A 23,355-nucleotide genomic window follows, 5' to 3' on the forward strand; every position below is an offset into this window, starting at 1 on the left:
ACTGGTCGCGTTGGGTGATCTGATCATGTCTCGGGGCGCGGTGCAATGGGTGCGGGGGCAGGGCCCTCTCGATGCTACCGCCTAAACTTGTCGGCCAATTTCTCGAAAGCGCTGCGCGTATCGGGGGTGTCAGGGTTCGGGGCGGCAGGTTGCACGGGGCGTGGCGATGCGCTTAGCTTTCTACTGACGGGCGCGCGGTCGAGCTCGGCGGCGACGACAGGCGTTTCCGGCGGGCGTTTTCCGGTGCTGGGGCGCGGCGGGTTTGTGCGCAGGCTCACCGCGTTGAGGAATTTCGCGCTATCGTTTGACGCGAGTGCGGGGGCGCCTTCCGACAGGCCGCGCAGCATTTCATCGAGCGGTGTTTGCTCCGCCTTCGCAAAATCTTGCAAGACATATCCCGCCACACGGTCTTTATGGCCCGGATGTCCAACCCCGAGCCGAACGCGGTGGTACGCCTCGCCGATATGTTGATGGATCGAGCGCAGCCCGTTGTGCCCCGCATGGCCGCCGCCGGTTTTCACGCGGCACTTAAACGGTGCGAGGTCTAGCTCGTCGTGGAAAACGGTGATCTCGTTCGGGGTGAGTTTGTAGAACCTCGCGGCCTCGGTCACCGATTGGCCTGAATTGTTCATGAAGGTTTCGGGTTTGAGAAGGATGATCTTCTCGCCGCCTACGGTTCCCTCGCAGACTTGCCCTTGGAATTTCGCGCGCCAAGGGCCAAACCCGTGATCGCGCGCGATCAGATCCAACGCCATGAAGCCGATGTTGTGGCGGTTTCCTGCATATTTCGCGCCGGGATTTCCCAAGCCAACAAAGAGTTTCATCCGGGGTCTCCTGCGGTATCAAGAACGCGCTACTCATAGGGCGCATGGGGCGGGCGGGTCAAATGCTTATCGGCGGGATGTATCGCGCATCTGGAATGCAAACGGGGCCCCGAAGGGCCCCGCGCAAACCATTGCGGTTACAGACGTCGCGCGCAGATTACTCTGCTTCGGCTTCTTCTGCGTCGTCGTTGTCAGCCGAACGCAGGCCCGAAGGAGCTGCGATGTTGGCGATCACGAAGTCGCGGTCGATCGTCGGGCGCGCGCCGTTCGGCAAGGTCACGTCGGAGATGTGGATCACATCGCCGATGTCTTTGCCGGTCAGGTCGACCGTGATGTGATCCGGGATCTCGCCTGCGAGAACTTCCAGTTCAACTTCTTGACGGACAACCGTCAGAACGCCGCCGCGCTTGAGGCCCGGTGCTGCTTCGTGGTTTTCGAAGTCAACATGGATGAACAGCGCGATGCGTGATGCGCGACGGGTGCGCATGAAGTCGATATGCGTCGGCAGATCGCGAACAACGTCCTTTTGAACGCCGCGGCAGATCACGCGTACATCTTCTTGGCCTTCAACTTTGAGGTTGAAGAGCGTCGACATGAAACGGCCCTTACGCAGACGCGTCAGCAGCTTGTTGTAGTCGAAGTTGAGCGCGAGCGGCTCTTTGCCATCGCCATAAACGATGCCGGGCACGAAGCCCTCACGACGTGCTGCGCGAGCGGCCCCCTTGCCTGTCCCCGTGCGCACAACGGCTTCGATCGTTTCGATCTCTTTTGCCATTGGTAATCTCCATTTGGTCAAATTGAGGACCTCCTCCAAGGGTGCAGGTCCATGAAGCGTCGCCTTTAGGGGGGAATGACGAGAATCGCAAGCGAAAATGGGGATGCCGCGCCTTGGCGGAGCAGTGTTTGTGGCGCGTGCGGTGTCGTTTTGCTCAGGGGTTAGTTGTAATGATCAAAGAAGCCGTTTGGCACCATGAGGTTACTGCGCCCCAGATCTTGCACGTTGCGCTCGCCGCACAGCGCCATGGTGACGTCCAGTTCCTTTTGCAAAATCTGCAATGCTTGCGTCACGCCCGCCTCGCCCATAGCCCCCAGCCCGTGCAGATAGGCGCGGCCGATCATCGTGCCGCTCGCCCCCAGCGCCAGCGCCTTGAGTACATCTTGCCCCGAACGGATGCCGCTATCGAGCCAGACCTCGATCTTGTCGCCCACCGCCGCCTTAATCGAGGGCAGCATCCGGATCGAGGAGAGCGCGCCGTCAAGTTGTCGCCCGCCGTGATTGGATACGACTATCGCATCGGCCCCGAAATCGGCTGCGATCCGCGCGTCCTCGGGGTCGAGGATGCCTTTCAGGATCAGTTTCCCGCCCCATTGATCGCGGATGCGGCCAATTTTCGCCCAGTCGAGTTTGGGGTCGAATTGTTCCGCCGTCCATGACATCAGGCTCGCGGTATCGCCAACGCCCTTCGCGTGGCCGATGATGTTGCCAAACCCGCGCCGCGGCGTGCCGAGCATCTCCATCCCCCAGCGCAGCTTTGTGGCCATATCCATCATAACGGGGAGGGTCAGTTTGGGCGGGGCGGAGAGGCCGTTTTTGAGATCTTTGTGGCGTTGGCCGAGAATTTGCAGATCCAGAGTCAGGACCAGCGCCGAGCAGTTCGCCGCCTTCGCGCGCTCGATGATTGCGTCGACGAAATCGTTGTCGTTCATCACATAGAGCTGGAACCAGAACGGGTCGGGGCAATGGGCGCCGACATCCTCGATAGAGCAAATCGACATGGTCGAGAGGGTGAAGGGCACGCCGAATTGTGCTGCCGCGCGGGCGGCTTTGATCTCGCCGTCTGCGCGCTGCATCCCGCAAAGTCCGATCGGGGCGAGGGCGACGGGCATCGCGACGGGCTGTCCGGCCATTTTGCTCGCGGTCGAGCGGCCCGACATATCCACCGCAACCTTCTGGCGCAGGCGGATTTTGGCGAAGTCGGTCGTATTATCGCGGAAGGTTTGTTCGGTGTAGGAACCACTTTCGGCGTAGTCAAAGAACATCTTTGGCGTGCGCTTTTTGTGCAGGCGCTTGAGGTCATCGATTGAGGTGATCACGGCCATTGGAAGTCCCTCGCTAGGATTGGTTATAAAATGTTACCAATCCCGACGCGGAAAATCAAACGGTCTTGTTGCTCGCCACGTCCCAAAGATCTTGCCATGTCTCAAGGACAGGGGCGGTTGCGGTCGAGAGGTCATCTGCCCCTCGACCACGAGCTTGCATGGGGCGCGTTAAGCCCTGTGCGCGCCAGCCGCCAAGGCGCGAACCGTTTCGAGGACGTCTGCGGGCGATTTGCCCTCACCTATCTGTTTCACAATCGCCGAGCCAACAACGCAGCCATCCGCAACACTGGCGATGGTTTGGGCCGCCTCGGGGGTGGTGATCCCGAAACCGACGATCACCGGCAAATCAGTTTTCGCCTTAATGCGCGCCACTTCCGGGGCCACATCGTTCGCCTGCGCCGCCGCCGCGCCCGTGATGCCCGTTACCGAGACGTAATACACGAAGCCTGAGGTGTTTTGCAGAACCTTTGGAAGGCGCTTGTCATCCGTGGTCGGGGTGGCGAGGCGGATAAAATTGATCCCCGCCGCTTGCGCAGGCAAGCAAAGCTCGGAATCTTCTTCGGGCGGCAGGTCAACGACGATAAGCCCGTCAATCCCCGCCGCTTTGGCGTCCGCAAGAAACCGCTCCACGCCGTGCGAGTAGATAGGGTTGTAGTAGCCCATCATCACGATCGGTGTCGTGTCATCGCCCTTGCGGAACTCTGTCGCCATTTCGAGCGTCTTTTTCAGGGTCTGGCCGCCATCCAATGCGCGCTGGCCGGCCAGCTGGATGGTTTCACCATCTGCCATCGGGTCGGTAAAGGGCAGGCCCAGTTCGATGATGTCGACGCCCGCCGCCGGCATCCCTTTCATCACGTCCAGCGATGTCGCGAGATCGGGATCGCCCGCCATGATGTAGGCAACAAAAGCCTTTTTGCCCTCGGATTTGAGAGCTGCGAATTTGGCGTCGATCCGTGTCATGGCAATTCCTTTAAATGTCTTATGAGCGGTGTGCGACACGGGGACGGGAAAATCAAGGCAGATAGGGCCACCGGCCGCGCAAATGCGGCTGTTCGAGTGGCGCCAGCTTGCCAGAAGGCCGCCTTGCGCGTATGAGGCGCCAAGCAAATTCGAGAGGGATATATCATGGGCTTTAAAATGGGGATCGTCGGCCTGCCGAATGTCGGCAAATCGACGCTGTTTAATGCGCTGACCAAAACCGCCGCCGCGCAGGCGGCCAATTTCCCTTTCTGCACGATCGAGCCGAATGTCGGTGAGGTCGCAGTGCCCGATGCGCGGCTCGACGTGTTGGCGCAAATCGCTGGATCCAAAACGATTATTCCGACGCGGATGACGTTCGTCGATATCGCAGGCCTCGTAAAGGGTGCGTCGAAAGGGGAGGGCTTGGGCAACCAGTTCCTCGCCAATATCCGCGAGACGGATGCGATCGCGCATGTGCTTCGGTGTTTTGAGGATGATGATGTCACCCATGTTGAGGGGCAGGTTGATCCGGTCGCAGATGCGGAGACGATCGAGACCGAACTCATGATCGCGGATATGGAATTGATCGAAAAGCGGATGGCGAACCTGACGCGCAAGATCCGTGGCGGGGATAAAGAGGCGGCAGAGCAGGAGGCGCTGCTCAAACGCGCCTTGGCCGCTTTGGAAGATGGCAAGCCCGCGCGCACTGTCACCATTGCCGCCGATGAGCGCAAGCAATGGGATATGTTGCAGCTTTTGACTTCGAAGCCGGTTTTGTTCGTGTGCAACGTCGAGGAAGAAAACGCGGCCAAGGGCAATTCCAAATCCGCCGCTGTGGCGGAAATGGCGGCGCGGCAGGGCGCGGGTATGGTGGTTATTTCCGCCAAAATCGAAGAAGAAATCTCGCAGCTCGACGCCGAGGAAGCAGAGATGTTCTTGGGCGAAATGGGCTTGGAGGAGGCGGGCTTGGATCGTTTGATCCGCGCTGGCTACGAATTGCTCGGATTGCAAACCTACTTCACCGTCGGCCCGAAAGAGGCGCGCGCCTGGACGATCACGGCAGGTACCCTCGCGCCGGGCGCGGCGGGCGTCATCCACGGCGATTTTGAGCGTGGCTTCATCCGGGCCGAAACCATTGCATATGACGATTACGTTGCCGGAAAAGGCGAGGCGGGTGCCAAGGAGGCGGGCAAGTTCCGCGTTGAGGGCAAAACCTATCTCGTCAAAGATGGCGATGTGTTGCATTTCTTGTTCAACGCTTGATCGCCCCCCGCGCGACAGGTCTCTAACCTTTTGAAATCCCTAAAACGCCCGCAGCAACCCCAGCTGCGGGCGTTGCGCGTTCAGGCGCGCCATTAAGACGAGGGAGCGCTTCGGGCTTAGGCCCCGCGTCGCTCGGGATGCGCGCAGATCGTGTCTTTGGTACGCAAGGCTTTGGCCTGACGCAGCAAGAGAGCGTCGCGCAAGCCCCTCCGCCACCCCGGCATCGGCGCGCACTCCTTGCAAATCAAAAGTCAAAAACGAGAATCCGTCATTCCCCCGATTTTTGAGGATTTTTCCGCTTGCCCCCCCCCGCGACCATCGCTAAACGGGTCAACGGAGCTGTGGCCGAGTGGTCGAAGGCACACCCCTGCTAAGGGTGCAGGCCCGGAAGGGTCTCGAGGGTTCGAATCCCTTCGGCTCCGCCATTTACCATTCAAGCAGGCTCTCTTGATCCACATTTGTTTGGATTTTCCCAGAGTATTTGGACGTTATTTGACGTGGCCTATTGACCTAGCCCAGCGCCAACTGAAGGAAATGTGTTCTCTTGGGCTCAATTTTCTCTGAACCTGATGACTCGCGCCTTATGATGAACAGGTTGATAACTTATTGTAGTTCATCGTGTTTACGATAGTGTCTGTCCTAGGTTTCGATTTCAGCACCGTCGCATTAATCGTACTCCGGTCGAATTGAATTTTGCAGTTAGGTGTCAAGGCGTGGGCACTGCCTGCAATTCAGATTTAGCTCGATTTTTTTCGCGAAGGCAGTTTTCGAATGTGTCAACGATAAGCTATTATAATGTTTGATTTTTTAGAATGTTGGTGAGCTGGCTGGTATGAACATGACGTCTATTCCTCAGCCCGGTGCTGTGATCGCTTTGCGTTCAGCTAAATGGAAAGTACTGCGCACCTCAGCACTCAAACGTGGTTATCGCGAAATTCATTGTCGCGGCTTGTCAGGCATAGTTCGAGACAAAGAAGCCCGTTTCGTGTGGGAATTGGAAAAGGGTGCCCGCATTCTCGATCCTGCCTCAATCGCGCTTGTCCCAGACGCGTACTCTGGTTTGATCGACACCAAGTTGCATCTGGAGGCCGCCTTCCGGAATACGCCAACCACCACCCGTCAGCCGCTCACTCTTGGTCGCGCCGCGATAGATGATCTTTCCTTTCAACATCTGCCCGTGAAACGGGCGCTGGCCCAAGATCGGGTGCGGTTACTAATCGCCGATGACGTCGGCCTTGGGAAAACCCTTGAAGCTGGGCTGATCACTTCTGAATTGGCGCTACGGGGGAGGGCTGACCGGATTTTGGTCGTTACAACTCGGGCGATGCTCACTCAGTTTCAGAAGGAGTTCTGGACTCGGTTTTCGATCCCACTGTCTCGATTGGACAGCGCTGCGATCCGGCGTATACGGAACCGGATCCCCGCCCATTTCAATGTTTTCGACCAGTTTGATCGGTCCATCGTATCGATTGACACTTTGAAGCGGGACGGCCAAATTCGAGACGCGATCAAGCATTCGTATTGGGACCTGATCATCATCGACGAGGCGCATAACGCAGCGGTTCGGAAAGCCGCTGCGGGGGCGAACTCTCAACGAGCGGAGTTGGCGCAGCTTCTCTCCCGGCGGACTGACTCTCTGCTTTTGTTGACCGCAACGCCCCATGACGGGTCGCAAGAGAGTTTCGCTAGCCTTATAGAGATGCTGGACCCTACGCGCGTTCCGGACCCGACAAAGTTGCGCCGCTCTGACATCGAAGATCTGGTGGTCAGACGATTTCGGTCCGATAAAAACGTAGCCGCTGATATCGGACAGCAGGTGCCGAAGCGGGAGTTGATACGAAGAAACTTCCCGCTCAGCGCCGAAGAGGAAATAGCCTATCATGCAATCGCTGAGTTGCATCTCGACCTCGATGAGCAGTCGACCCGTGGGCGCGCCATCGACCTCTTCCGGACCACGCTCGCCAAGGCGATTTTCTCGAGCCCAGCCGCGTGTCTTGAAACACTCGATCGGCGCATCCGAGGGATCGACAATGGGACCGCCCGGGGGAGCGCAGAGGACAGGAATTGGCTCCAAAGCCTCGCCGATCAAGTCGCGGCGATTAATACGGGAGTTTTTCGAAAGTATCAGGACCTTCTGCAGATGCTGCAGGATCTGCGATGGACAGGAAAGGCGCCGCGGGATCGGATCGTTATTTTCTCGGAACGCATCGCCACCGTTTCGTGGCTAGCAGAGCGCCTGCAGGAGGATCTTGGCCTATCTGAGAGTCAAGTGGCTCGCGTCGACGGTGGAAGCGTCGAAGCGGACGTCCGTACCCAGGAAGTGATCGACGCTTTCGGGCAAGAAAAGTCCCCGATCCGAATAATGATCGCCTCGGACATGGCGTCAGAAGGACTCAACCTGCACTTCCAGTGTCACCGCCTTATCCATTTTGATCTGCCATGGTCTCTGCTGCGGTTCCAGCAGCGTAACGGCCGTACACACTCCTCGGCTTCGACGACATCGACTGGGGCGATGAGAAGTTCGCCAGCCGTGAGGCGATCTTCGAGACCTGCAAGAAGCATCGGGACGCCGGCGACATAGATGCAAGATCCGGATGGGTCCAGATGCCCTTCCGATTCCGGAACTGGGTCCGGCAATCCGACATCGTGGTCGTGTCGAAGGGAAACCAGCGGTTCCGCGCGATTGGGGAGTTCGTCGGCGACTACGAGTTCAAGCCACGGCCGGAAGGGGGGTACGCCCACCGGCGAGCGGTTCGATGGCTTTGGGTGGATCGTGACGGGGTACCGGTCAGCGAGATCTACAGCCGCGGTTTCATGCAGCAGTCGATTTATCTGCTCTACGACAGTGAACTCAATATTCCGGCGCTCGAGCGCTACATGAATAGTCAGAGAAACGATGGGGGTGACGATCCCGATCAGTTCGTTCTGATTATCGACGAGATCAACCGGGCGAACATCTCGAAGGTCTTCGGCGAACTGATCACCCTTCTTGAGGCCGACAAGCGGCTCAACCAGCCGAACGCGGTGCGGGTCCGCTTGCCATATTCCGGGGACGAATTTGGGGTGCCGTCCAACCTGCATATCCTCGGCACGATGAACACCGCCGACCGGTCGATCACGCTTCTCGACACTGCACTCCGGCGGCGGTTCACCTTCCGTGAAATGATGCCTGACGCATCCATCCTGGAAGACGCTGGTCAGAAATGCGGGATCGACCTGCCGCGACTGCTCACCACGATCAACGAGCGCATCGAGTACCTTTACGACCGGGAGCATCAAATCGGTCACGCCTACTTCACCGTCTGCCGTTCGCGAGCAGATGTCGACGAGGTCATGCGCCACAAGGTCATCCCGCTCCTAGCGGAATACTTCTTCGAAGATTGGGCCAAAATCGCGGCGGTGCTCGGCGACCTGGGGACAGGTGAAAGCTCGATCATCGGTGGCTTTCTCAGACGTGCGATCCTGCGAAAGACCGCGCGCCTACAGCCTGAGCGAGGCAAAGGAGATGCTTTTGGGCCTTCCTCACGGCACTCTCAAAGAGCGCCGAGACCGCGCCATTTTTGCGGCCGCTTTTGCCTCAGGCTTTCGCGAGCAGGCATTGATTTCCCTGCGATTGCGTCATGTTAACCTCGAAAAAAAGCAGATGCATCACGATGGGGAAACCCTGCGGGCGAAGAACGGCAAGAGCTTTATCGTAGAATGGTTCCCGCAAACCGAGGCGTTCCAAGAGATATTTTCGGCTTGGGTGCAAGAAATGCGAGGCTTTGGTCTTGCCGAGGACGAAGCCGTTTTTCCGGATATTGGTGATTTGGCACAACTGGCCACAAATGGTGAAACGCCCCGTCTCAAAATCGTTCCCTTAAAGAGCGCATCAGCTGTCGACGCGGTGTTCCGTACCGCAAGCGAAGGGAGGCCGACACGCTACCCCCCCCCATTCCGCGCGCCACTGCCTCGCGCAACTCGGCGATAGGCTTTGCCGGACAGTCGAGCAACGAAAAGCATGGTCGCTCAATTTTGGCCATGAGAATGAGGGGATTACGTGGAAGCATTACGGAAACGTAAGCGCCACCCGCAAGGCAGAGATTTTTGAGGAGTTCGACGTGGTAGACCGCTGGCAATACGACGATATGCGCCTGATGCTTGACTATCACAGCCATAGGCTTGATCGCGGCACCCCAAAATTTGAGCGCGCTCAAACGCTGTGTGAGGAGTACAATGCGAAATCAGGTAGGGAGGTGTGATGTGATTGCTTCGCTTCATGGGTGGCGCTGTCGGCAGCGGCTGGTTGCCGCGCGATGCGGTTAGAAGGCGTCGCCTCTTTAAGCGGGCTGGGGTCAATGCTGTTGAGCTATATGTCGAAGCCGTGGCTGAAGGTTGTGGGGCGGGGCGGCGTCACCAATATCTTCTGGTTTCTCTCGCTTTCCAGCCATCGGCTAATCTCCATAATAATGGGTAAATCATATCCCAATTAGTGGGTCACCGCAGTAGGGGCATTCTGTCGCTAGGTGTTTGATCCCACGGTTTGATGATGTGATCCTTTCGCAGGAATGGAAGGACGCATTATGGGACAAGTTCGTCATGGGAGCGCCAGGATCCCTTTGACCGGCAGGTGAATGCGCGCATTCACCGAGAGGGGCGCACGCCGTCAGAGCTGCAATAATGAGGGCCAGCCCGCCATTGGTTCGAGGGATGTCCCGAATGATCGCAAGCTTCCCTCGGGCAACTGAGCAGGGAGCTTGGCATCAATCCCAAAAAAGTGGCGAAGTGGCGTAAACACCAGACTGTCGAGGACTTGAAGACTGGGCCTCCTCAGCCTCGGTCAACGGTCTTGACCGAGGCTGAGGAGGCCACCATCGTCGCATGCAGACGGCACACCTTGTTGCCGCTGGACAATTGTCTTTATGCTCTTTAACCAACGATCCCGCACCTGAGGCGTTCGGCGCTGCATCGCTGCCTCCAGCGACATGGCATCTCTCGGCTGCCTGATGTGGCAGGTGAAAAGCCAAAGCGTCAGAAGTTTAAGCGCTATCCTATCGGTTTCTGCCACATAGACATCACCGAGTTTCAGACGGCGAAGGGCAAGCTTTATCTCTTTGTGGGCAGTGACCCGCCGCCCGGCAGGCTATGTGCAGCATCATTGAGACGGGAACAAGCAAGTTTGCCGTGACCCATCTCGTCGAGAAGGCAGGCAGGAAGACCGCTTAGGAGTTCCCACAGCACATGCTCGAAGCCATGCCCTATCACGTCCACACCATTTTGACCGATCGAGCCTGAGGGCGCCATCGGTTCAAGCCCGATGGCGAGGGGCATCCAGTTCGCTGAGCAACCGCACAATCGCAACACCGCATATTCATGGCCAATGCGCTTCGACATAGTCTGTGAGGCCAACGGTATCGAACATCGCCTTGCGAAGCCAAACTATCCGTGGAGCCACGAGGAACAGAAAACAGGCCGGGGGACTGTTTTCCCGAGGGGCGGCCAAGTGGAGCGCATAAACCGCATCATCAAAGACGCAACGGTCAAGCGTTTCAATTCCGATGATCTCTACCAGCTCCGCACCCACCTGGCGGAATTCGTGGCAGCCTACAATTTCGCCCGCCGGCTCGAAACCCTTGGCGGCCTCACGCCCTGTGAATAAATCCGCAATATCTCGACATCTGAGCCAGACAGATTCATCCTAAATCAGATCCACCAGATGCTGGACCTGAACACCTAGCAGCCTTCCATCGGAACAATGGTTGCCGGCTCCTTCTCATCAGAACTGCGTTCCGACTGTCGGGCAACGGACCGGGGTAATAAAGCCGACTGGTTTTGTTAAGGCTCGGAAAACAAGGGCATGAAGCCATGTCTTTCTCGCCGCAACGGCCTTGTTATCGCTTCGAAAATCAAGGGGTTTTGAGCCTACGATCTTTCGTTTGTGCTTGATAAAAGCCCCAACAATCCGATCGCGTCCGCCGTCAACGGCCGCGTGCTGGTGTGCGTGATATAATAGGCGTGGCGCGTCGATTGCGCGATCGGGGAGAGCTGCATCAACTGCGCCGCTTTCAGCTCTGCGGCGAGGATAAACGGGTTAGCGAGGGCGATCCCCTGACCCTCCAGCGCCGCCCCGACCGAGCGCGCATAAGTGCCGCAATTCACCTGCTGCCAGCCCTTCATCGCCTGTGTCGTGTCCCAGTTATCCCAATTGGTCCATTCCGGCGTCACCCTTGGAAAATTGAGCAGCGGGGGCCGCGCGTCGGGCGGAATAAGCGAGAGCGACTGCCCGCAGCTTATCCCCATTTGCGTCGCCAATTGCGGCGATATCACCGGCACCAAAACATCCGGAAACAGCGGAACAGCAGTCCGTCCCGCCCAATTTCCCGTGCCGTGGAGAATCGCAATGTCATTGTTGGAATTGTGCAACGCGGCGGGCATGTCCGAGATTACCAATTCGACCGGGCAGGCCTGATCCGACAGTCCAAACTGCCGCAACAGCGGCGAGAGCCAGAACATCGACACCGCACTATTGGCCGCAATCCGCACCGGCGTTTCGGGCCGTGCGGTGATGCTGGCCAGCGCGGATTCGGCAAAATCCAGCAAAATTGCCGTCTGTTGCGACAGTTTTCGCCCTTCATCGGTCAGCGCGAGCACGCGCCCGCTGCGTTGAAACAGCGCCACGCCCAAATGGGCCTCCAGCTGTTGAATGCGTTTGCTGACGGCGGTTTGCGTCACCAAAAGCTCCGCTGCGGTGGCGGAAAAGCTCATATGGCGGGCGGCAGCCTCGAAAAAGATCAACCCGTCAAGCGGGGGCAGCGAATGGCGATAGCTTTTCATAACCTCAGCTTGGTCAAATTTGCGAGAATTAGGAATTTGGCAGAACGGTTAAAGCGTATCTATTCTGAAATTGCAAACTTGTGCTTTTGGAGCGACCTCATGGCGAATTTTGACTGGCATGCCGAACGTAGTGATCTGTCAGGCATTGCCCTGCTGGACCGTTCCCCCGAAAGCGAAGGCATCGATTTACGCGCGGTGCGGCTGTATCGTCTGGGCCGCGTGCGCAGTGAGATGGCCAAGCGCGGTATTGCTGCGGTGATCCTGTCGGACCCGATCAATATTCGCTACGCGACGGGCACGCGAAATATGCAAGTATTTTCAATGCGTAACGGGCCGTCACGGTATTTGCTGCTCACCGAGACCCGCTCAATCTTGTTTGAGTTCACCGGCTGTCTGCATCTGGGCGAGGGATATGAGACGGTGGATGAGGTGCGCGCGTCCAAAACCGCGAGCTTTGTTGCCGCCGGCCCGTTGATTGCGCAGCGCGAGATTGAATGGGCCCGCGAGATGGGCGATCTGATCGCCGAATTGGTCGGGCGTGGGGTCACGATCGGGATGGAGCGGATGAACGCGGGCGCTGCGATTGCGATGCAGGGCGAAGGGTTCAAGATTGTCGATGCCCAAGAACCGGTTGAGATGGCGCGGGCGATCAAATCGGAGGAGGAGATGAAATGCGTGCGGGCGTCCCTGCGCGCCAAGGAGATCGGCGTTGGCAAGCTGCGCGATGCGTTGCGGCCGGGGATGACGGAAAACGAGCTGTGGTCGGTGCTGCATAAATCGGTGATCGAGCAGAACGGCGATTATTGCGAGACGCGCCTGTTATCGGCGGGCGAGCGCACCAATCCGTGGTTCCAAGAGACCGCGCATCATCTGATTGGCGAGAATGAATTGGTTGCGCTGGGCACGGATGTGGTTGGATGCCACGGATATTACAGCGATTTTTCGCGGACGTTCCATTCCGGCCCGGGCAAGCCCAGCGACGTGCAACGCACCTTGTATAAAACCGCGTTAGAGCAGGTGCATCACAACATGGGAATTTTGAAGGCTGGAATGAGTTTTCGCGACTACGCCGACCGCGCGTGGGATATTCCGGAAAAATATTACGCCAACCGCTAGTACCTGTCCTCGCATGGCTGCGGGATGACGGGGGAATACCCGTATCTCTATCACCGCTGCGATTTCCCGAATGCGGGATATGACGGGGTGATAGAGGCGGGCATGACGATCTGCGTCGAAAGCTACATCGGCGAGGAGGGGGGGCGCGAGGGCGTCAAGCTGGAACAGCAGGTTTTGATCACCCAGACCGGCATCGAGCTGTTGTCGCAATTCCCGTTTGAGGATGATTTGATGGCCTGACCCCACCCAAAAGAAAGCCCGGCGCGCCCTCTCGCGCTGGGCGCGTTTGGCCCGTCAAGGCCCCGCTATGGCCCCGTTAATGCCTTACGGATTTCCACCACGCTTCCCCCTGTTTCACCCCAAGATCCTGCTTCACCCCAAGATAAGGAGATTTCTATGTCTATGAACCGGCTTTTCATCGCTGCCGCCGCAACAGCTACCTCCGCTCTTCTGGCTATGCCCGCCTTTGCACAGGACGCGGGAACCTGCGGGAGGTCACTATCACCGAAATGAACTGGGCTTCGGCCTCGGTTGTGACGAATGTGGCCAGCTTTATCTTGAAACAGGGCTATGGCTGCGATGTGGTTGTTGTGCCCTCCGATACAGTGCCCGCGGTGACCTCTGTGGCCGAGAATGGCAAGCCCGATATCGTGACGGAGCTGTGGACCAACGGGACCGGCACGGCCTATGAACGCCTCAAAGCCGAGGGCAAACTCCAAGAGCTTGGCCCCGTGATTTCGCCGGGCGGCGTCGATGCGTGGTGGGTGCCGCGCTATCTGGTGGAGGCGCATCCTGAATTGGCGACGATTGACGGTATTCTGGCGCATCCCGATTGGGTCGGCGGGCGGTTCCACAATTGCCCCGAGGGCTGGGGCTGCCGCGTGTTCAACGATAATCTTTTGCCCGCCTTCGGTGTGGAAAAGGCAGGGATTGAGATTTTCAACCACGGCTCGGGCGAAACTCTGGCCACGTCGATTGCCTCTGCGTTTGAGAATGAAGCGCCGTGGTTCGGCTATTATTGGGCGCCGACTGCGGTGATCGGGCGCTATGATCTGGTGCAGGTGGATATGGGGCCCTATGACGCCGAGGCGTTTGCCGCGGCGCGCGATCCGGGGGCGTCAAACGTGGGGCGCACCTCTTTGCCGCCATCCCCCGTGATGACGGCGGTGACCACCGAATTTTCCACCAAACACCCCGATTTGACACAGTTTTTGACCAAAATGACCTTCCAGACCGAAACCATGAATGCGGTTCTAAGCTGGATGACGGAGAATTCCGCGACCGGAGAGGAAGGCGCGGTCCATTTCCTGACAACCTATAAAGACGTGTGGGCCGATTGGCTGAGTGCGGACGCGCGCGATAAACTCTCGGCGGTTTTGCAATAATCTCCGCTGGCTGTTCCGGATCACCGGAGCAGCCTCCCCCACAGCGCGCAGAGGTCCGCGCGCCCTCTCATTAAGGCGCCCATCAGAGGCTCCGAGATCAAAATAGGGAGCCTTGCGATGGCGAATTTCGAATGGGTATTTAACGCGCTTGGCCTGCGCGATTGGTGCGATAGCGGTGCAAGCGGCGGCGTGGCGGCCCCGCCGTCGATGGCGGATTTGATGGCGAAGGCCAATGGCGGCGCGCCGGAGACGACGCTTTGGGACACGCCGTTTCCCTCAATGGATGTCTTGAATGATGCCTGCCCGGCGTTTCCGCAATCGCGTGCGGTCAGCCAAGGGCTTGAGCATGGGTTTTTGGACATCAAAGGCGCTCTGTCGATGGTGCTTGATCCGATCACGCAACCGCTAAGCTGGGCGCTCGAAGGGGCGCTTTGGCTGTTTGAGCACACACCTTGGTGGATTATGATCCCGCTGCTGGCGCTTATCGCGCTCAAGGTCAGCCGGTCTTGGATGCTGGGCGGGTTCGTCGCGGGGGCATTTGTGGCGCTCGCCTTCATTGATTATTATAGCTACACGATGCAAACGCTGGCCATTATCATGGTGTGTACGGTGATTTGCGTGCTGTTGGGGGTGCCGATCGGCATTGCGATGGCGCGGTCTGATCGGTGCCAAAACGCGCTGACGCCCGTGCTCGATATGCTGCAAACGCTGCCGCCCTTCGTCTATCTGATCCCGCTGATCTTCCTTTTTTCGGTCACCGAGCCAAAGCTATACGGCATCGCGATCATCCTTTACGCCATCGTGCCGGTGGTGCGCCTGACCAACCTTGGCATCCGTTTGGTGGACCGCGAGGTGATCGAGGCCGCCGATGCGTTCGGCATGACCAAGCGGCAAAAGCTGTTCTCCGTGCAAATCCCGCTGGCGCTGCCCAATATCATGGCGGGGGTGAACCAGACGATCATGATGTCGCTGGCGATGGTGGTGATCGCCAGCCTCGTGTCCGCGCCTGGCCTTGGCGTGCTCGTATTACGCGGCATCCGCAATTTGGAACTGGGGGTCGGGTTGCTTTCGGGGCTCGGGATTGTGCTGTTGGCGGTCATCCTGGATCGTTGCACCAAGGCTGCGTTGGCGCGTGTCAACGCGGCCCAGAAACACTGAATGGAGCGCGTCATGGCAGACCCCAAGATTTCGATCCGCAATTTGTATAAAATTTTCGGCTGTTAGCCGGAGGAGGCGCTTGCCCATGTCAAAGCGGGGATGGGCAAGACCGAGTTGCTCGCAAAGCATCGGCACGTTCTTGGCTTGCGCGATATCGATGTCGATATGAACGCGGGCGAAATCACGGTGATTATGGGGCTGTCCGGCTCCGGAAAATCGACGCTGATCCGGCATCTCAACCGCTTGATTGATCCCACCGCGGGCGAGGTGATGGTGGATGGCGAAAATGTCATGTCTTATTCCGCCGAGCAGCTGCGGGGCCTGCGGCGCAAGAACATGTCCATGGTGTTTCAGAAATTCGCGCTATTGCCGCATCGCACCGTTTTGGAAAACGCGGCGACACCTTTGATCGTGGCGGGGCGGCCTCGGTCGGAATGGGAACGTGAGGCGACGCGCTGGCTGGACCGTGTCGGGCTGGCGGGGCAGGGCGCGCAATATCCGCATCAACTGTCGGGCGGCATGCAGCAACGTGTCGGGATCGCCCGCGCGCTCACGTCGAATTCCGATATCATGCTGATGGATGAGGCGTTTTCGGCGCTCGACCCGTTGATCCGGACCGATATGCAGGATCTGTTGTTGGAATTGCAGCACGAATTGCACAAGACGATTATGTTTATCACCCATGATCTCGATGAGGCGTTGAAACTCGCGGATCATCTGGTGATGCTGAAAGACGGCGAGGTGGTGCAGCAGGGCGAGCCGCAACATATCCTGCTGCATCCGAGCGACCCTTATATCATCAACTTCATTTCCGATATCAACCGCGCACGCGTTTTGCGTGCCCGCACGATGATGACGGGCGGGCGGCGGATTGACGGGCCGAGCCGCGAAGTGGATGCGAATGCGACGCTGGAAGATCTGATCGCGGTGGCGCAAGGGGATACCAATGTCGCCTTCACCGTGATCCGCAACGGCGAGGCCGTTGGCTCATTGACGATGGCGGAAGTTGTGAAAGCGCTTGTGCCCGTGCGGTGAGCGCAAGGCGGAGCCTGCCCCCTCTGATCGCGTGAGAGGATTTGAACGGGCGATTACGGGGCAGGGCGTTCTTGGCTGAGTAAGTGAAGAAAATCTTGCAAGATAAGCGAGTGTTTGCGATCCGCCCGCCAAAGCGCACAAATTGGCGTGGAATATCCGAACACATCGGGCAAGAGCTCAAAGAACTCACCGCGCATCAAATCCTGACAATGTCGCGGGAAGTAGCCCAGATACACACCGCTGCGCACAAGCGCGAGCACCGCCTCGGTCTGATACACGGTGCTGCCCACGGGAAATTTCTGCTTGCGCTGCCGGAGCGGCTCACTCTCGAAATACGCCCTGTGAACCAGCTTGTGTTTGTAAATCACCTCCGGCGTCAAGGGGACGCTCTGCGCGATCGCCTTGGCCAACGGATGCTGCCCCCCACAAAACAGCCCGACATCCTCATCGTAAAGTGTGAGGTAGTCCAAGCTGGGATGGCGTTGATAATCGGGGATAATTCCGATGTGCAATTTGCCGTCAATAATGCCCCGTTCCACTTCGTTGGGCGAGCCGGTCATCAGGTTGATCGACACGTCCGGCGCGATTTCCTGAAATTTCTGCATCGCGGAAATAAGCGGGTTCTTGATATCCGACATTGTGAAATCGATCATCCCGATTTCGAGATTCCCAACCATCTGATTGCTGATACTTGCGATTCCGGAGGCGAAATCCTCCGTCGAGATCAGGAATTTATCGATATACTCAATGGCTTGTCGGCCCTGCTGGGTCAGGTAAAAACCGCTTCTTCCGCGGTGGCATAACCGCAGGCCCAATCGCGTCTCAAGATCGGAGATTTGACGCGAAATCGTGGATCGTCCGACACCCAGCTCGGTCTGGGCCGCGGATAGGCCGCCACATTCGATAACGGCCTTGAACACCCGCATCAACCGCAGATCGACATCGTTTACCTTGCCCGAAAAGGCCTTTTTGCGGCGTGCCAATGGTGCGGATCCTCGCGTCAATCTGGTCTCATAAATATGCAACAAAGCTTCCGAAAGTTCAAATTTAATCACGCATGAATTGCGCGGTAGGATGGTTTGAAACTGAAGGGGGCGACTTATGGCTTGGTCTGAAGATAAACTTGCTGCGTTGCGGAACACATTTGCCGATGCCACCGGCGGCGAGCTGCAAAATCCGAACTTTCAAAGGATCGCGGATAAGATCTTTTCCGAGGGCGGCCGCAGGCCCGCGCCCTACTCCGGGATGCCGACATTGCTGGATGCACCGCATCGCGATTGGGCGTCCGGGGAGAGCATATCGGATCTGGATGTCGCACTTTTCGGCGTGCCGATGGATCTGGGTGTCACCAATCGCAATGGATCACGCTTTGGCCCGCGGGCGCTGCGCTCAATTGAACGGGTTGGGCCCTATAATGACGCGCTCGATTGCGCGCCGATCCATGAAATGGCGGTTGCCGACATTGGCGACGTGCCGTTCAAAAGCCGGTTTGACCTTGCGCAAAGCCATGCCGACATTGAGAAATTTGTGGCGGGCATCGTGGCGCAGGGCGTCATCCCGATGGCCGTTGGCGGTGATCATTCGATCAGCCACCCGATCCTGCGGGCGGTCGGCGCCAATGGGCCGGTCGGCATGATCCATATTGATGCGCATTGCGATACGGGCGGGTCTTATGAGGGCGAAAAATTCCATCACGGCGGCCCGTTCCGCAATGCGGTTCTGGACGGGGTGTTGGATCCTGAACGGACCATCCAGATCGGCATCCGCGGTGCGGCGAAATATATTTGGGAGTTCTCGGAGATGTCCGGAATGACCGTGATCGAGGCGGCGAGCGTCACCGAAGCCGGTATCCCCGACATCATCCGGCAGGCGCGCCGCGTGATCGGGGACGGGCCTACATATTTCTCCTTCGATATCGACAGCCTCGATCCGGCCTTCGCGCCGGGGACGGGCACGCCAGAGGTTGGCGGGCTGACAACCCGCGAAGCGATGGCGCTCATTCGCGGCATGAAAGGGGCCAATCTTGTCGGCGGTGATGTGGTCGAGGTGGCCCCCGCATATGATCCAACCACAAATACCGCGCAGAACGGGGCGCAGATGCTGTTTGAAATTCTGAGCCTGATGCAGTTTTCACCGTTTCGGAAGCCGCCCAAAGGGTGACCGACGATCCGCCGTGATGGGCGGTCAGCCCCGAGCGGCGGTGCTGGGCTTGGTCGATGCTCTCGCGGGATGGTAGAACCTAGCTAAAGCTTGGCCATCGCCCAAATCCGCTTTGATCGCCGATTGGGCCCGCGTCACTCCGCGGCCTTAAAAAGCGACATTTGTGCCAGATCAATCATCACCGCGACCTGTGCGCCGACCTCAAGGCCCTGACACTCCGCATGGGGGCCACGCACCCGCAGCCGCGCGCCATTCACATCCACGATCACCTCATTCATCGGCCCAAGATCGCGCATGAACGCAATCGTTCCAATCGGCGCGCTCCCCGCCGCAGACATTGGCAACAGCTTGATATGCTCGGCCCGCACGGCGGCTTGAAGCTTGGTCCCAACGGGATGATGCGTCGCAATGGCGACGGCAGCGCCCAGCAATTGAATTTCGCCGCCTCGATACGTCCCCACATCAAGCAGGTTCGCCGCCCCCAGAAAATCCGCCACAAAGCTATCGGCGGGGTGCTGATAAACCGTGGAAGGGGCGGCCGCCTGCCGCACCGCGCCGTCTTTGAGGACAACCAATTCATCGGCCAACATCATCGCTTCGTGCTGGTCATGGGTCACCAAAATCGTGGTCACACCGAATTTCTGCTGCAATTGACGCAGTTCGATCTGCATATTATCGCGCAGCTTGGCATCCAATGCGGACAGCGGCTCATCGAGCAGAAACAGTTTGGGTTGGATCGCCAAAGCGCGGGCAATCGCCACCCGCTGCCGTTGTCCGCCGGACAGCTCGGAGACCGCCCGATCGGCAATTGACGGCAATTGGATCACGTTCAGCAATTCCTCGACGCGGTCGCGTTGCGCTTTGCCGCTGACCCCGCGCAGTTTCAGCCCATACGCGATGTTGCGCGCCACGCTCATATGCGGAAACAAGGCGAGCGATTGGAACACCATGCCGAACCCGCGTTTGTGGGGCGGGGTCTGCGCGATATCACTGCCGTCGAGCAAAAGCCGGCCGGTGCTGGCGCTCTCAAACCCCGCGATGATCCGCAGCAGCGTGGTCTTGCCGCAGCCGGACGGGCCCAACAGGCACACAAACGACCCGCGTTCGATCTTCAAATCGATATCGGACAGGGCCTTCACATCGCCGAAATTCTTCGAGACACCCTCAATGTGAAGGTGGGTATTATGCGTGCTCAAGGTCTTCGCCCTTTCAAAAGAGGCTCGCGCGACCGGCGATCAGCTTGTCGACAAGCACGATCAAAACCACATCGGCGAAAATAATAAACACGGAGAGCGCCAGCGTGGAGGGATCCAGCGACGAGGCCGTGCGGCTATACATCCAGATCGGCAAGGTGCTGACGTCGATCGTGTACATGAAGAAGGTGATCGTGAATTCGTTGAAGCTGATGATCAGGGCGAAGATCAGCCCGGCAAGAATACCGGCTTTCATCAAGGGAATGACGACATCCCAAATCGCCCGCAGGGGCGAGGCGCCCAATGAGATCGCGGCTTCTTCAAGCTCGATGCTGATCCCGCTCATCGCGCCAAGGCAGTTGCGCAAAACGAACGGCAAAACCAGCGCGACATGCGGGATCACAATGCGCCAGATGCCGATATCCACCCGCAGGCTTTCCGCGATCAACAAAAAGGCGATGCCAAGAATGACGAGCGGAAACACCAGCGGCAGTGTGAACAGCAATTCCATTCCGCCGCGAAGGCGACGATCCCCGCGGGCGAGGGCATAGGCCAAGGGGATACACACAAAGGTCGAAATCCCCATCACAATCACCGCCACCAACAGGCTGGTCAGTGTGGAATCCACAACCGATTGCGCGCTTGAGGCGTCCGCGTTGGTGAACAGCGCAATCACCTCGCCGTACCAGCGCAACGAGAGGGACTCTGGCGGGAATCCGGTATTGTCGGCGGCCGAAAACGACATGATCGTCACGATGATCACCGGCAGGGACGAGATCAAAATCCCGATAATCGCCAAGGCGATGACGGCAAACCGGTACGTGCCGCCGCCCTCTGAGGGTAAAAGCCCGACGCGCATGTCAGTGCCGTCCTTTTTCGGAGGTGATCCGAACCAGCCAAGAGGAGAAAACCAAGACGATCAGGGTGAGAACGATCAAGATCATGCCGGCGGCGGCGGCGCCCGACCAGTTGAACATAGGGGAAATCATATCCCGGATCGCGACGCCCATCATTTGCACGCGGCGCCCGCCCAGCAAAAGCGGGATCGCAAAGGCGCTGGCGTTGAAGGCGAACACAATCGACGCCGCGCCAAATAGCCCAGGGCGCAGCAGCGGAACCGTCACGTCAAAGAACGTCCGCCACTGCGATGCGCCGAGCGAGCTGGCCGCTTCCAGATGCTCAACGGACAGGCCGCGCACCGAGCTGACAATCGGGAACACGGCCAGAGGTAGCGATGTCTGGATCAGGCCAAGCAAGACGCCGGTCTTGTTAAACAACAGAAAAATCGGGCGATCAATCATGCCAAGGCTGCGCAGGGTTGAATTCAAAACGCCGCTTGGCCCCAAAAGCAAAATCCAGCCATAGGCCTGCACCAGCAAATTCAGGATCAAGGGCAGCAAGATCGTGACGGTCAAAGCGCGCCGCGCAATCGGGCTGCGCAGGGATGTCAGCAAAAATGCCAAAGGCACCGCGAACAGCATGGCAAAGACCGTCGCGATGAAGGCCAGTTTCAGGGTCAACCAGACCGAGCGCCCAAAGAAAGGCGTCATCAAATCGAGGTAAGGCTGCAACGACCATCCGTCGATGCCGCCCTTTTCGCCCGAGAGGGAGAACCGGAAGATAAAAAAGCAGGCCCCCAAAAACGGCACGATCGCGAGGAAGGCTGGCAGAGAAAACACCAGGGCTCTGACACGGGATTGCCGTATGCTCATGTTTGGGGGTCCTGCTCGTGCTAATCGTTACGACAAGGTCTGGGTGTAGCGATTGATCCAGTCTTCTCGCACATCGGCGATGAAGGCTTTATCATGAACGATCGCTTTCTCGCCCATTTGCTCTGGCTTGATGATGAACGGGCTGGCCTTGGCCGCGTCCGACATCACGGCATTTTGGTTGATCGGGCCATTCAGAACCGCCTCCGCCATGATGCCCTGAACCTCCGCGTCGAGCGTGTAGTTGATGAAGGCGTGGACCGTTTCATCATCGCCCGGTTTGGATTTCGGGGTGATCGTATACATCAGATCGGCAAAGAACCCTTCCTCGACATCATAGGTGGCCCCCATGTTGGAATTCGCAGGATCCATCAGCTCTTTGGCGTAGAAAGCGGGGGCATAGACGCCGCCAATATCCAGCGCATCCGAGCGGAACAATTCCGACAATTGCGCGGGGTTTTCGCCGAAGGTCAGGATGCTGTCGCGCAGCTCGGCCAGTTTGGCAAAGGCTGCGTCAGCATTCGTGCCATCGCCGCCGATCAATTTCCCCGTCGCAAAGATCGTATCGAGCGCATCGGTCCACGTCGCCGGCGGCAAAAACAGGCGGTTCTTATGCGCGGCCTCCCACATTTCGGCGTAGGATTTGGGCGGCTCTGCGAAGGTCTTTTTGTTGTAGATCAGCCCGCCGGTCCAAAGCAGATAGCCGATCCCGTGACCATCGGCCCCGGTCCGGAACCGCGGATCGACCTGCTCCAGATTGGGCAACATGTTGAGGTCTGGCTTGGCGAGCAGCCCGTCGCCGGCCAGCTCAACCCCGCCCACACCGGCAAGGGTGATCACGTCATATTGGGGGCGATCACCCGCCGCGCGCAGCTTGGCCACCATTTCCGACGTCGATCCGGTGCGATCCGCGATCACGCGCGCGCCGGTTTTTTCCTCAAAGGGTTTCGCGATATGATCCAGAACGGCCAGACCGGTGTTATCCGACCATGTCAAAAGGCGAATTTCCTTCCCCGCAAGGGGTTGCGCGCGCACGATGGAGGGCATCGCCAAGGTTGCCGCCAGTCCAGCGCTTGTTGCAAGAAGTTGCCGACGGGAAAGTTTGGTTTGCATGTTGCGTCCTTTAGAAATGGGTGACCGCCAATGCGGGGGCTGGCAGCGCAAAAGATGTCGCCCATCATGGTTGTTTAAGGCTGACCTTAAATCTCGATAAAACCAAACGATGTTTCATATAAATGCAACCAACGCCGGATTGTTCGATTTATTTGCTACGTGTTGAATTTTTGTGCGGTACGCCCATAATCTCATCATTCCTTCCGGAGGCAGTGGCTCAGAAAGGGTGCGTGTTGAATCCTGCGAGGCTTTGACGCACCTGTCCAATCCAACTTGATCCGCTGGCATCAAGACTTTCGCCGCCTTTTCATGAGAATATCATGTTGCAAAGGGCTTCGCGCCAAATGGAAAGCTGGCTCATCCGACACGTAAATCAACCCTCTGGAGCCTAGCGGACGTTCCACGACCCTCGACGATTATGCGGCACGACCCGCCTAGCCGGATGTTCGCTGCAACGCAAAATCAGGTGATGGCCGGACTCACACTCTGCGGAGTTTTCTACCGTTGGCTGCACGTTGGTGGTAAT

17 protein-coding genes, 1 tRNA gene and 2 pseudogenes are annotated in these 23,355 nt (G+C 58.2%); 10 read left to right on the forward strand and 10 right to left on the reverse strand.

Features of this window, described 5'->3' with window-relative positions:
• Window positions 1-74: 74 nt before the first annotated feature.
• From pth to trpA, 4 genes are all read right to left on the reverse strand, one after another.
• Window positions 75-824 (reverse strand): aminoacyl-tRNA hydrolase, encoded by a 750-nt coding sequence (gene pth / locus SJY32_RS03800; protein ID WP_376871790.1) that lies wholly within the window; start codon window positions 822-824, stop codon window positions 75-77.
• 157 nt (window positions 825-981) lie between these two features.
• Window positions 982-1,599 carry a 50S ribosomal protein L25/general stress protein Ctc gene (locus SJY32_RS03805; protein ID WP_376871792.1) on the reverse strand — a complete coding sequence of 206 codons (618 nt, stop codon included), beginning with the start codon at window positions 1,597-1,599 and terminating at the stop codon, window positions 982-984.
• 161 nt (window positions 1,600-1,760) lie between these two features.
• Entirely contained in the window at window positions 1,761-2,924 is a 1,164-nt protein-coding gene (locus SJY32_RS03810) for an L-lactate dehydrogenase (RefSeq protein WP_376871795.1), read from the reverse strand.
• 168 nt (window positions 2,925-3,092) lie between these two features.
• Complete coding sequence (trpA, locus tag SJY32_RS03815) at window positions 3,093-3,884, reverse strand: tryptophan synthase subunit alpha (protein ID WP_376871797.1); 792 nt, start codon at window positions 3,882-3,884, stop codon at window positions 3,093-3,095.
• A 165-nt stretch (window positions 3,885-4,049) separates the two neighbouring features.
• Here trpA and ychF point away from each other — a divergent pair, with 165 nt between their 5' ends.
• The 5 genes from ychF (at window position 4,050) to SJY32_RS03840 (ending at window position 10,785) form a co-directional block, all read left to right on the forward strand.
• Window positions 4,050-5,147, forward strand: a complete 1,098-nt coding sequence (ychF, locus tag SJY32_RS03820; protein WP_376871800.1) for a redox-regulated ATPase YchF — start codon at window positions 4,050-4,052, stop codon at window positions 5,145-5,147.
• Window positions 5,148-5,482: 335 nt separating this feature from the next.
• Window positions 5,483-5,572: transfer RNA gene (locus tag SJY32_RS03825), tRNA-Ser, on the forward strand.
• 407 nt (window positions 5,573-5,979) lie between these two features.
• Complete coding sequence (locus SJY32_RS03830; protein ID WP_376871802.1) at window positions 5,980-7,728, forward strand: helicase-related protein; 1,749 nt, start codon at window positions 5,980-5,982, stop codon at window positions 7,726-7,728.
• Between the two features lie 23 nt (window positions 7,729-7,751).
• The gene (locus SJY32_RS03835) at window positions 7,752-8,774 is read left to right on the forward strand and encodes an AAA family ATPase (RefSeq protein ID WP_376871805.1); all 1,023 of its coding nucleotides are present in this window, start codon (window positions 7,752-7,754) and stop codon (window positions 8,772-8,774) included.
• 1,669 nt (window positions 8,775-10,443) lie between these two features.
• Window positions 10,444-10,785 (forward strand): integrase core domain-containing protein, encoded by a 342-nt coding sequence (locus tag SJY32_RS03840; protein WP_376871808.1) that lies wholly within the window; start codon window positions 10,444-10,446, stop codon window positions 10,783-10,785.
• A gap of 263 nt (window positions 10,786-11,048) precedes the next feature.
• Here the strand turns inward: SJY32_RS03840 and SJY32_RS03845 are convergent, their stop codons facing one another.
• Window positions 11,049-11,960 (reverse strand): LysR family transcriptional regulator, encoded by a 912-nt coding sequence (locus SJY32_RS03845; protein ID WP_376871810.1) that lies wholly within the window; start codon window positions 11,958-11,960, stop codon window positions 11,049-11,051.
• Between the two features lie 99 nt (window positions 11,961-12,059).
• On the opposite strand from SJY32_RS03845, the pseudogene SJY32_RS03850 reads away from it, so the two are divergent.
• From SJY32_RS03850 to SJY32_RS03865, 4 genes and pseudogenes are all read left to right on the forward strand, one after another.
• Window positions 12,060-13,316: pseudogene (locus tag SJY32_RS03850) on the forward strand (M24 family metallopeptidase).
• A 269-nt stretch (window positions 13,317-13,585) separates the two neighbouring features.
• Entirely contained in the window at window positions 13,586-14,461 is an 876-nt protein-coding gene (locus SJY32_RS03855; RefSeq protein ID WP_376871813.1) for an ABC transporter substrate-binding protein, read from the forward strand.
• A 117-nt stretch (window positions 14,462-14,578) separates the two neighbouring features.
• Window positions 14,579-15,619, forward strand: coding sequence for an ABC transporter permease (locus SJY32_RS03860; RefSeq protein WP_376871816.1), 1,041 nt, complete (start codon window positions 14,579-14,581; stop codon window positions 15,617-15,619).
• A gap of 12 nt (window positions 15,620-15,631) precedes the next feature.
• Window positions 15,632-16,654, forward strand: a pseudogene (locus tag SJY32_RS03865) (ATP-binding cassette domain-containing protein).
• A gap of 53 nt (window positions 16,655-16,707) precedes the next feature.
• Here the strand turns inward: SJY32_RS03865 and SJY32_RS03870 are convergent.
• Window positions 16,708-17,637, reverse strand: coding sequence for a LysR family transcriptional regulator (locus SJY32_RS03870; RefSeq protein ID WP_376871818.1), 930 nt, complete (start codon window positions 17,635-17,637; stop codon window positions 16,708-16,710).
• Window positions 17,638-17,755: 118 nt separating this feature from the next.
• On the opposite strand from SJY32_RS03870, the gene speB reads away from it, so the two are divergent.
• Window positions 17,756-18,814: an agmatinase gene (gene speB / locus SJY32_RS03875; RefSeq protein WP_376871821.1), complete on the forward strand. Its 1,059-nt coding sequence runs from the start codon at window positions 17,756-17,758 to the stop codon at window positions 18,812-18,814.
• A gap of 134 nt (window positions 18,815-18,948) precedes the next feature.
• Here speB and SJY32_RS03880 read toward each other — a convergent pair whose 3' ends face one another.
• Genes SJY32_RS03880 through SJY32_RS03895 form a run of 4 tightly spaced genes read right to left on the reverse strand, consistent with a single transcriptional unit; the run spans window position 18,949 to window position 22,829 of the window.
• Window positions 18,949-20,010 carry an ABC transporter ATP-binding protein gene (locus SJY32_RS03880; RefSeq protein WP_376871823.1) on the reverse strand — a complete coding sequence of 354 codons (1,062 nt, stop codon included), beginning with the start codon at window positions 20,008-20,010 and terminating at the stop codon, window positions 18,949-18,951.
• Window positions 20,011-20,023: 13 nt separating this feature from the next.
• Window positions 20,024-20,866: an ABC transporter permease gene (locus SJY32_RS03885; RefSeq protein WP_376871826.1), complete on the reverse strand. Its 843-nt coding sequence runs from the start codon at window positions 20,864-20,866 to the stop codon at window positions 20,024-20,026.
• A 1-nt stretch (window position 20,867) separates the two neighbouring features.
• The gene (locus tag SJY32_RS03890; RefSeq protein ID WP_376871828.1) at window positions 20,868-21,686 is read right to left on the reverse strand and encodes an ABC transporter permease; all 819 of its coding nucleotides are present in this window, start codon (window positions 21,684-21,686) and stop codon (window positions 20,868-20,870) included.
• Window positions 21,687-21,746: 60 nt separating this feature from the next.
• Window positions 21,747-22,829 carry a PotD/PotF family extracellular solute-binding protein gene (locus tag SJY32_RS03895; RefSeq protein WP_376871830.1) on the reverse strand — a complete coding sequence of 361 codons (1,083 nt, stop codon included), beginning with the start codon at window positions 22,827-22,829 and terminating at the stop codon, window positions 21,747-21,749.
• Window positions 22,830-23,355 lie beyond the last annotated feature (526 nt).

This window comes from Albirhodobacter sp. R86504 (assembly GCF_042466415.1).
Lineage (GTDB): Bacteria > Pseudomonadota > Alphaproteobacteria > Rhodobacterales > Rhodobacteraceae > Albirhodobacter.

Coding starts and splice junctions, on each gene's coding strand:
- pth (WP_376871790.1), bottom strand. CDS start 824: ATGAAACTCTTTGTTGGCTTGGGAAATCCCGGCGCGAAATATGCAGGA.
- SJY32_RS03805 (WP_376871792.1), bottom strand. CDS start 1,599: ATGGCAAAAGAGATCGAAACGATCGAAGCCGTTGTGCGCACGGGGACA.
- SJY32_RS03810 (WP_376871795.1), bottom strand. CDS start 2,924: ATGGCCGTGATCACCTCAATCGATGACCTCAAGCGCCTGCACAAAAAG.
- trpA (WP_376871797.1), bottom strand. CDS start 3,884: ATGACACGGATCGACGCCAAATTCGCAGCTCTCAAATCCGAGGGCAAA.
- ychF (WP_376871800.1), top strand. CDS start 4,050: ATGGGCTTTAAAATGGGGATCGTCGGCCTGCCGAATGTCGGCAAATCG.
- SJY32_RS03830 (WP_376871802.1), top strand. CDS start 5,980: ATGAACATGACGTCTATTCCTCAGCCCGGTGCTGTGATCGCTTTGCGT.
- SJY32_RS03835 (WP_376871805.1), top strand. CDS start 7,752: ATGCCCTTCCGATTCCGGAACTGGGTCCGGCAATCCGACATCGTGGTC.
- SJY32_RS03840 (WP_376871808.1), top strand. CDS start 10,444: ATGGCGAGGGGCATCCAGTTCGCTGAGCAACCGCACAATCGCAACACC.
- SJY32_RS03845 (WP_376871810.1), bottom strand. CDS start 11,960: ATGAAAAGCTATCGCCATTCGCTGCCCCCGCTTGACGGGTTGATCTTT.
- SJY32_RS03855 (WP_376871813.1), top strand. CDS start 13,586: ATGAACTGGGCTTCGGCCTCGGTTGTGACGAATGTGGCCAGCTTTATC.
- SJY32_RS03860 (WP_376871816.1), top strand. CDS start 14,579: ATGGCGAATTTCGAATGGGTATTTAACGCGCTTGGCCTGCGCGATTGG.
- speB (WP_376871821.1), top strand. CDS start 17,756: ATGGCTTGGTCTGAAGATAAACTTGCTGCGTTGCGGAACACATTTGCC.
- SJY32_RS03885 (WP_376871826.1), bottom strand. CDS start 20,866: ATGCGCGTCGGGCTTTTACCCTCAGAGGGCGGCGGCACGTACCGGTTT.
- SJY32_RS03895 (WP_376871830.1), bottom strand. CDS start 22,829: ATGCAAACCAAACTTTCCCGTCGGCAACTTCTTGCAACAAGCGCTGGA.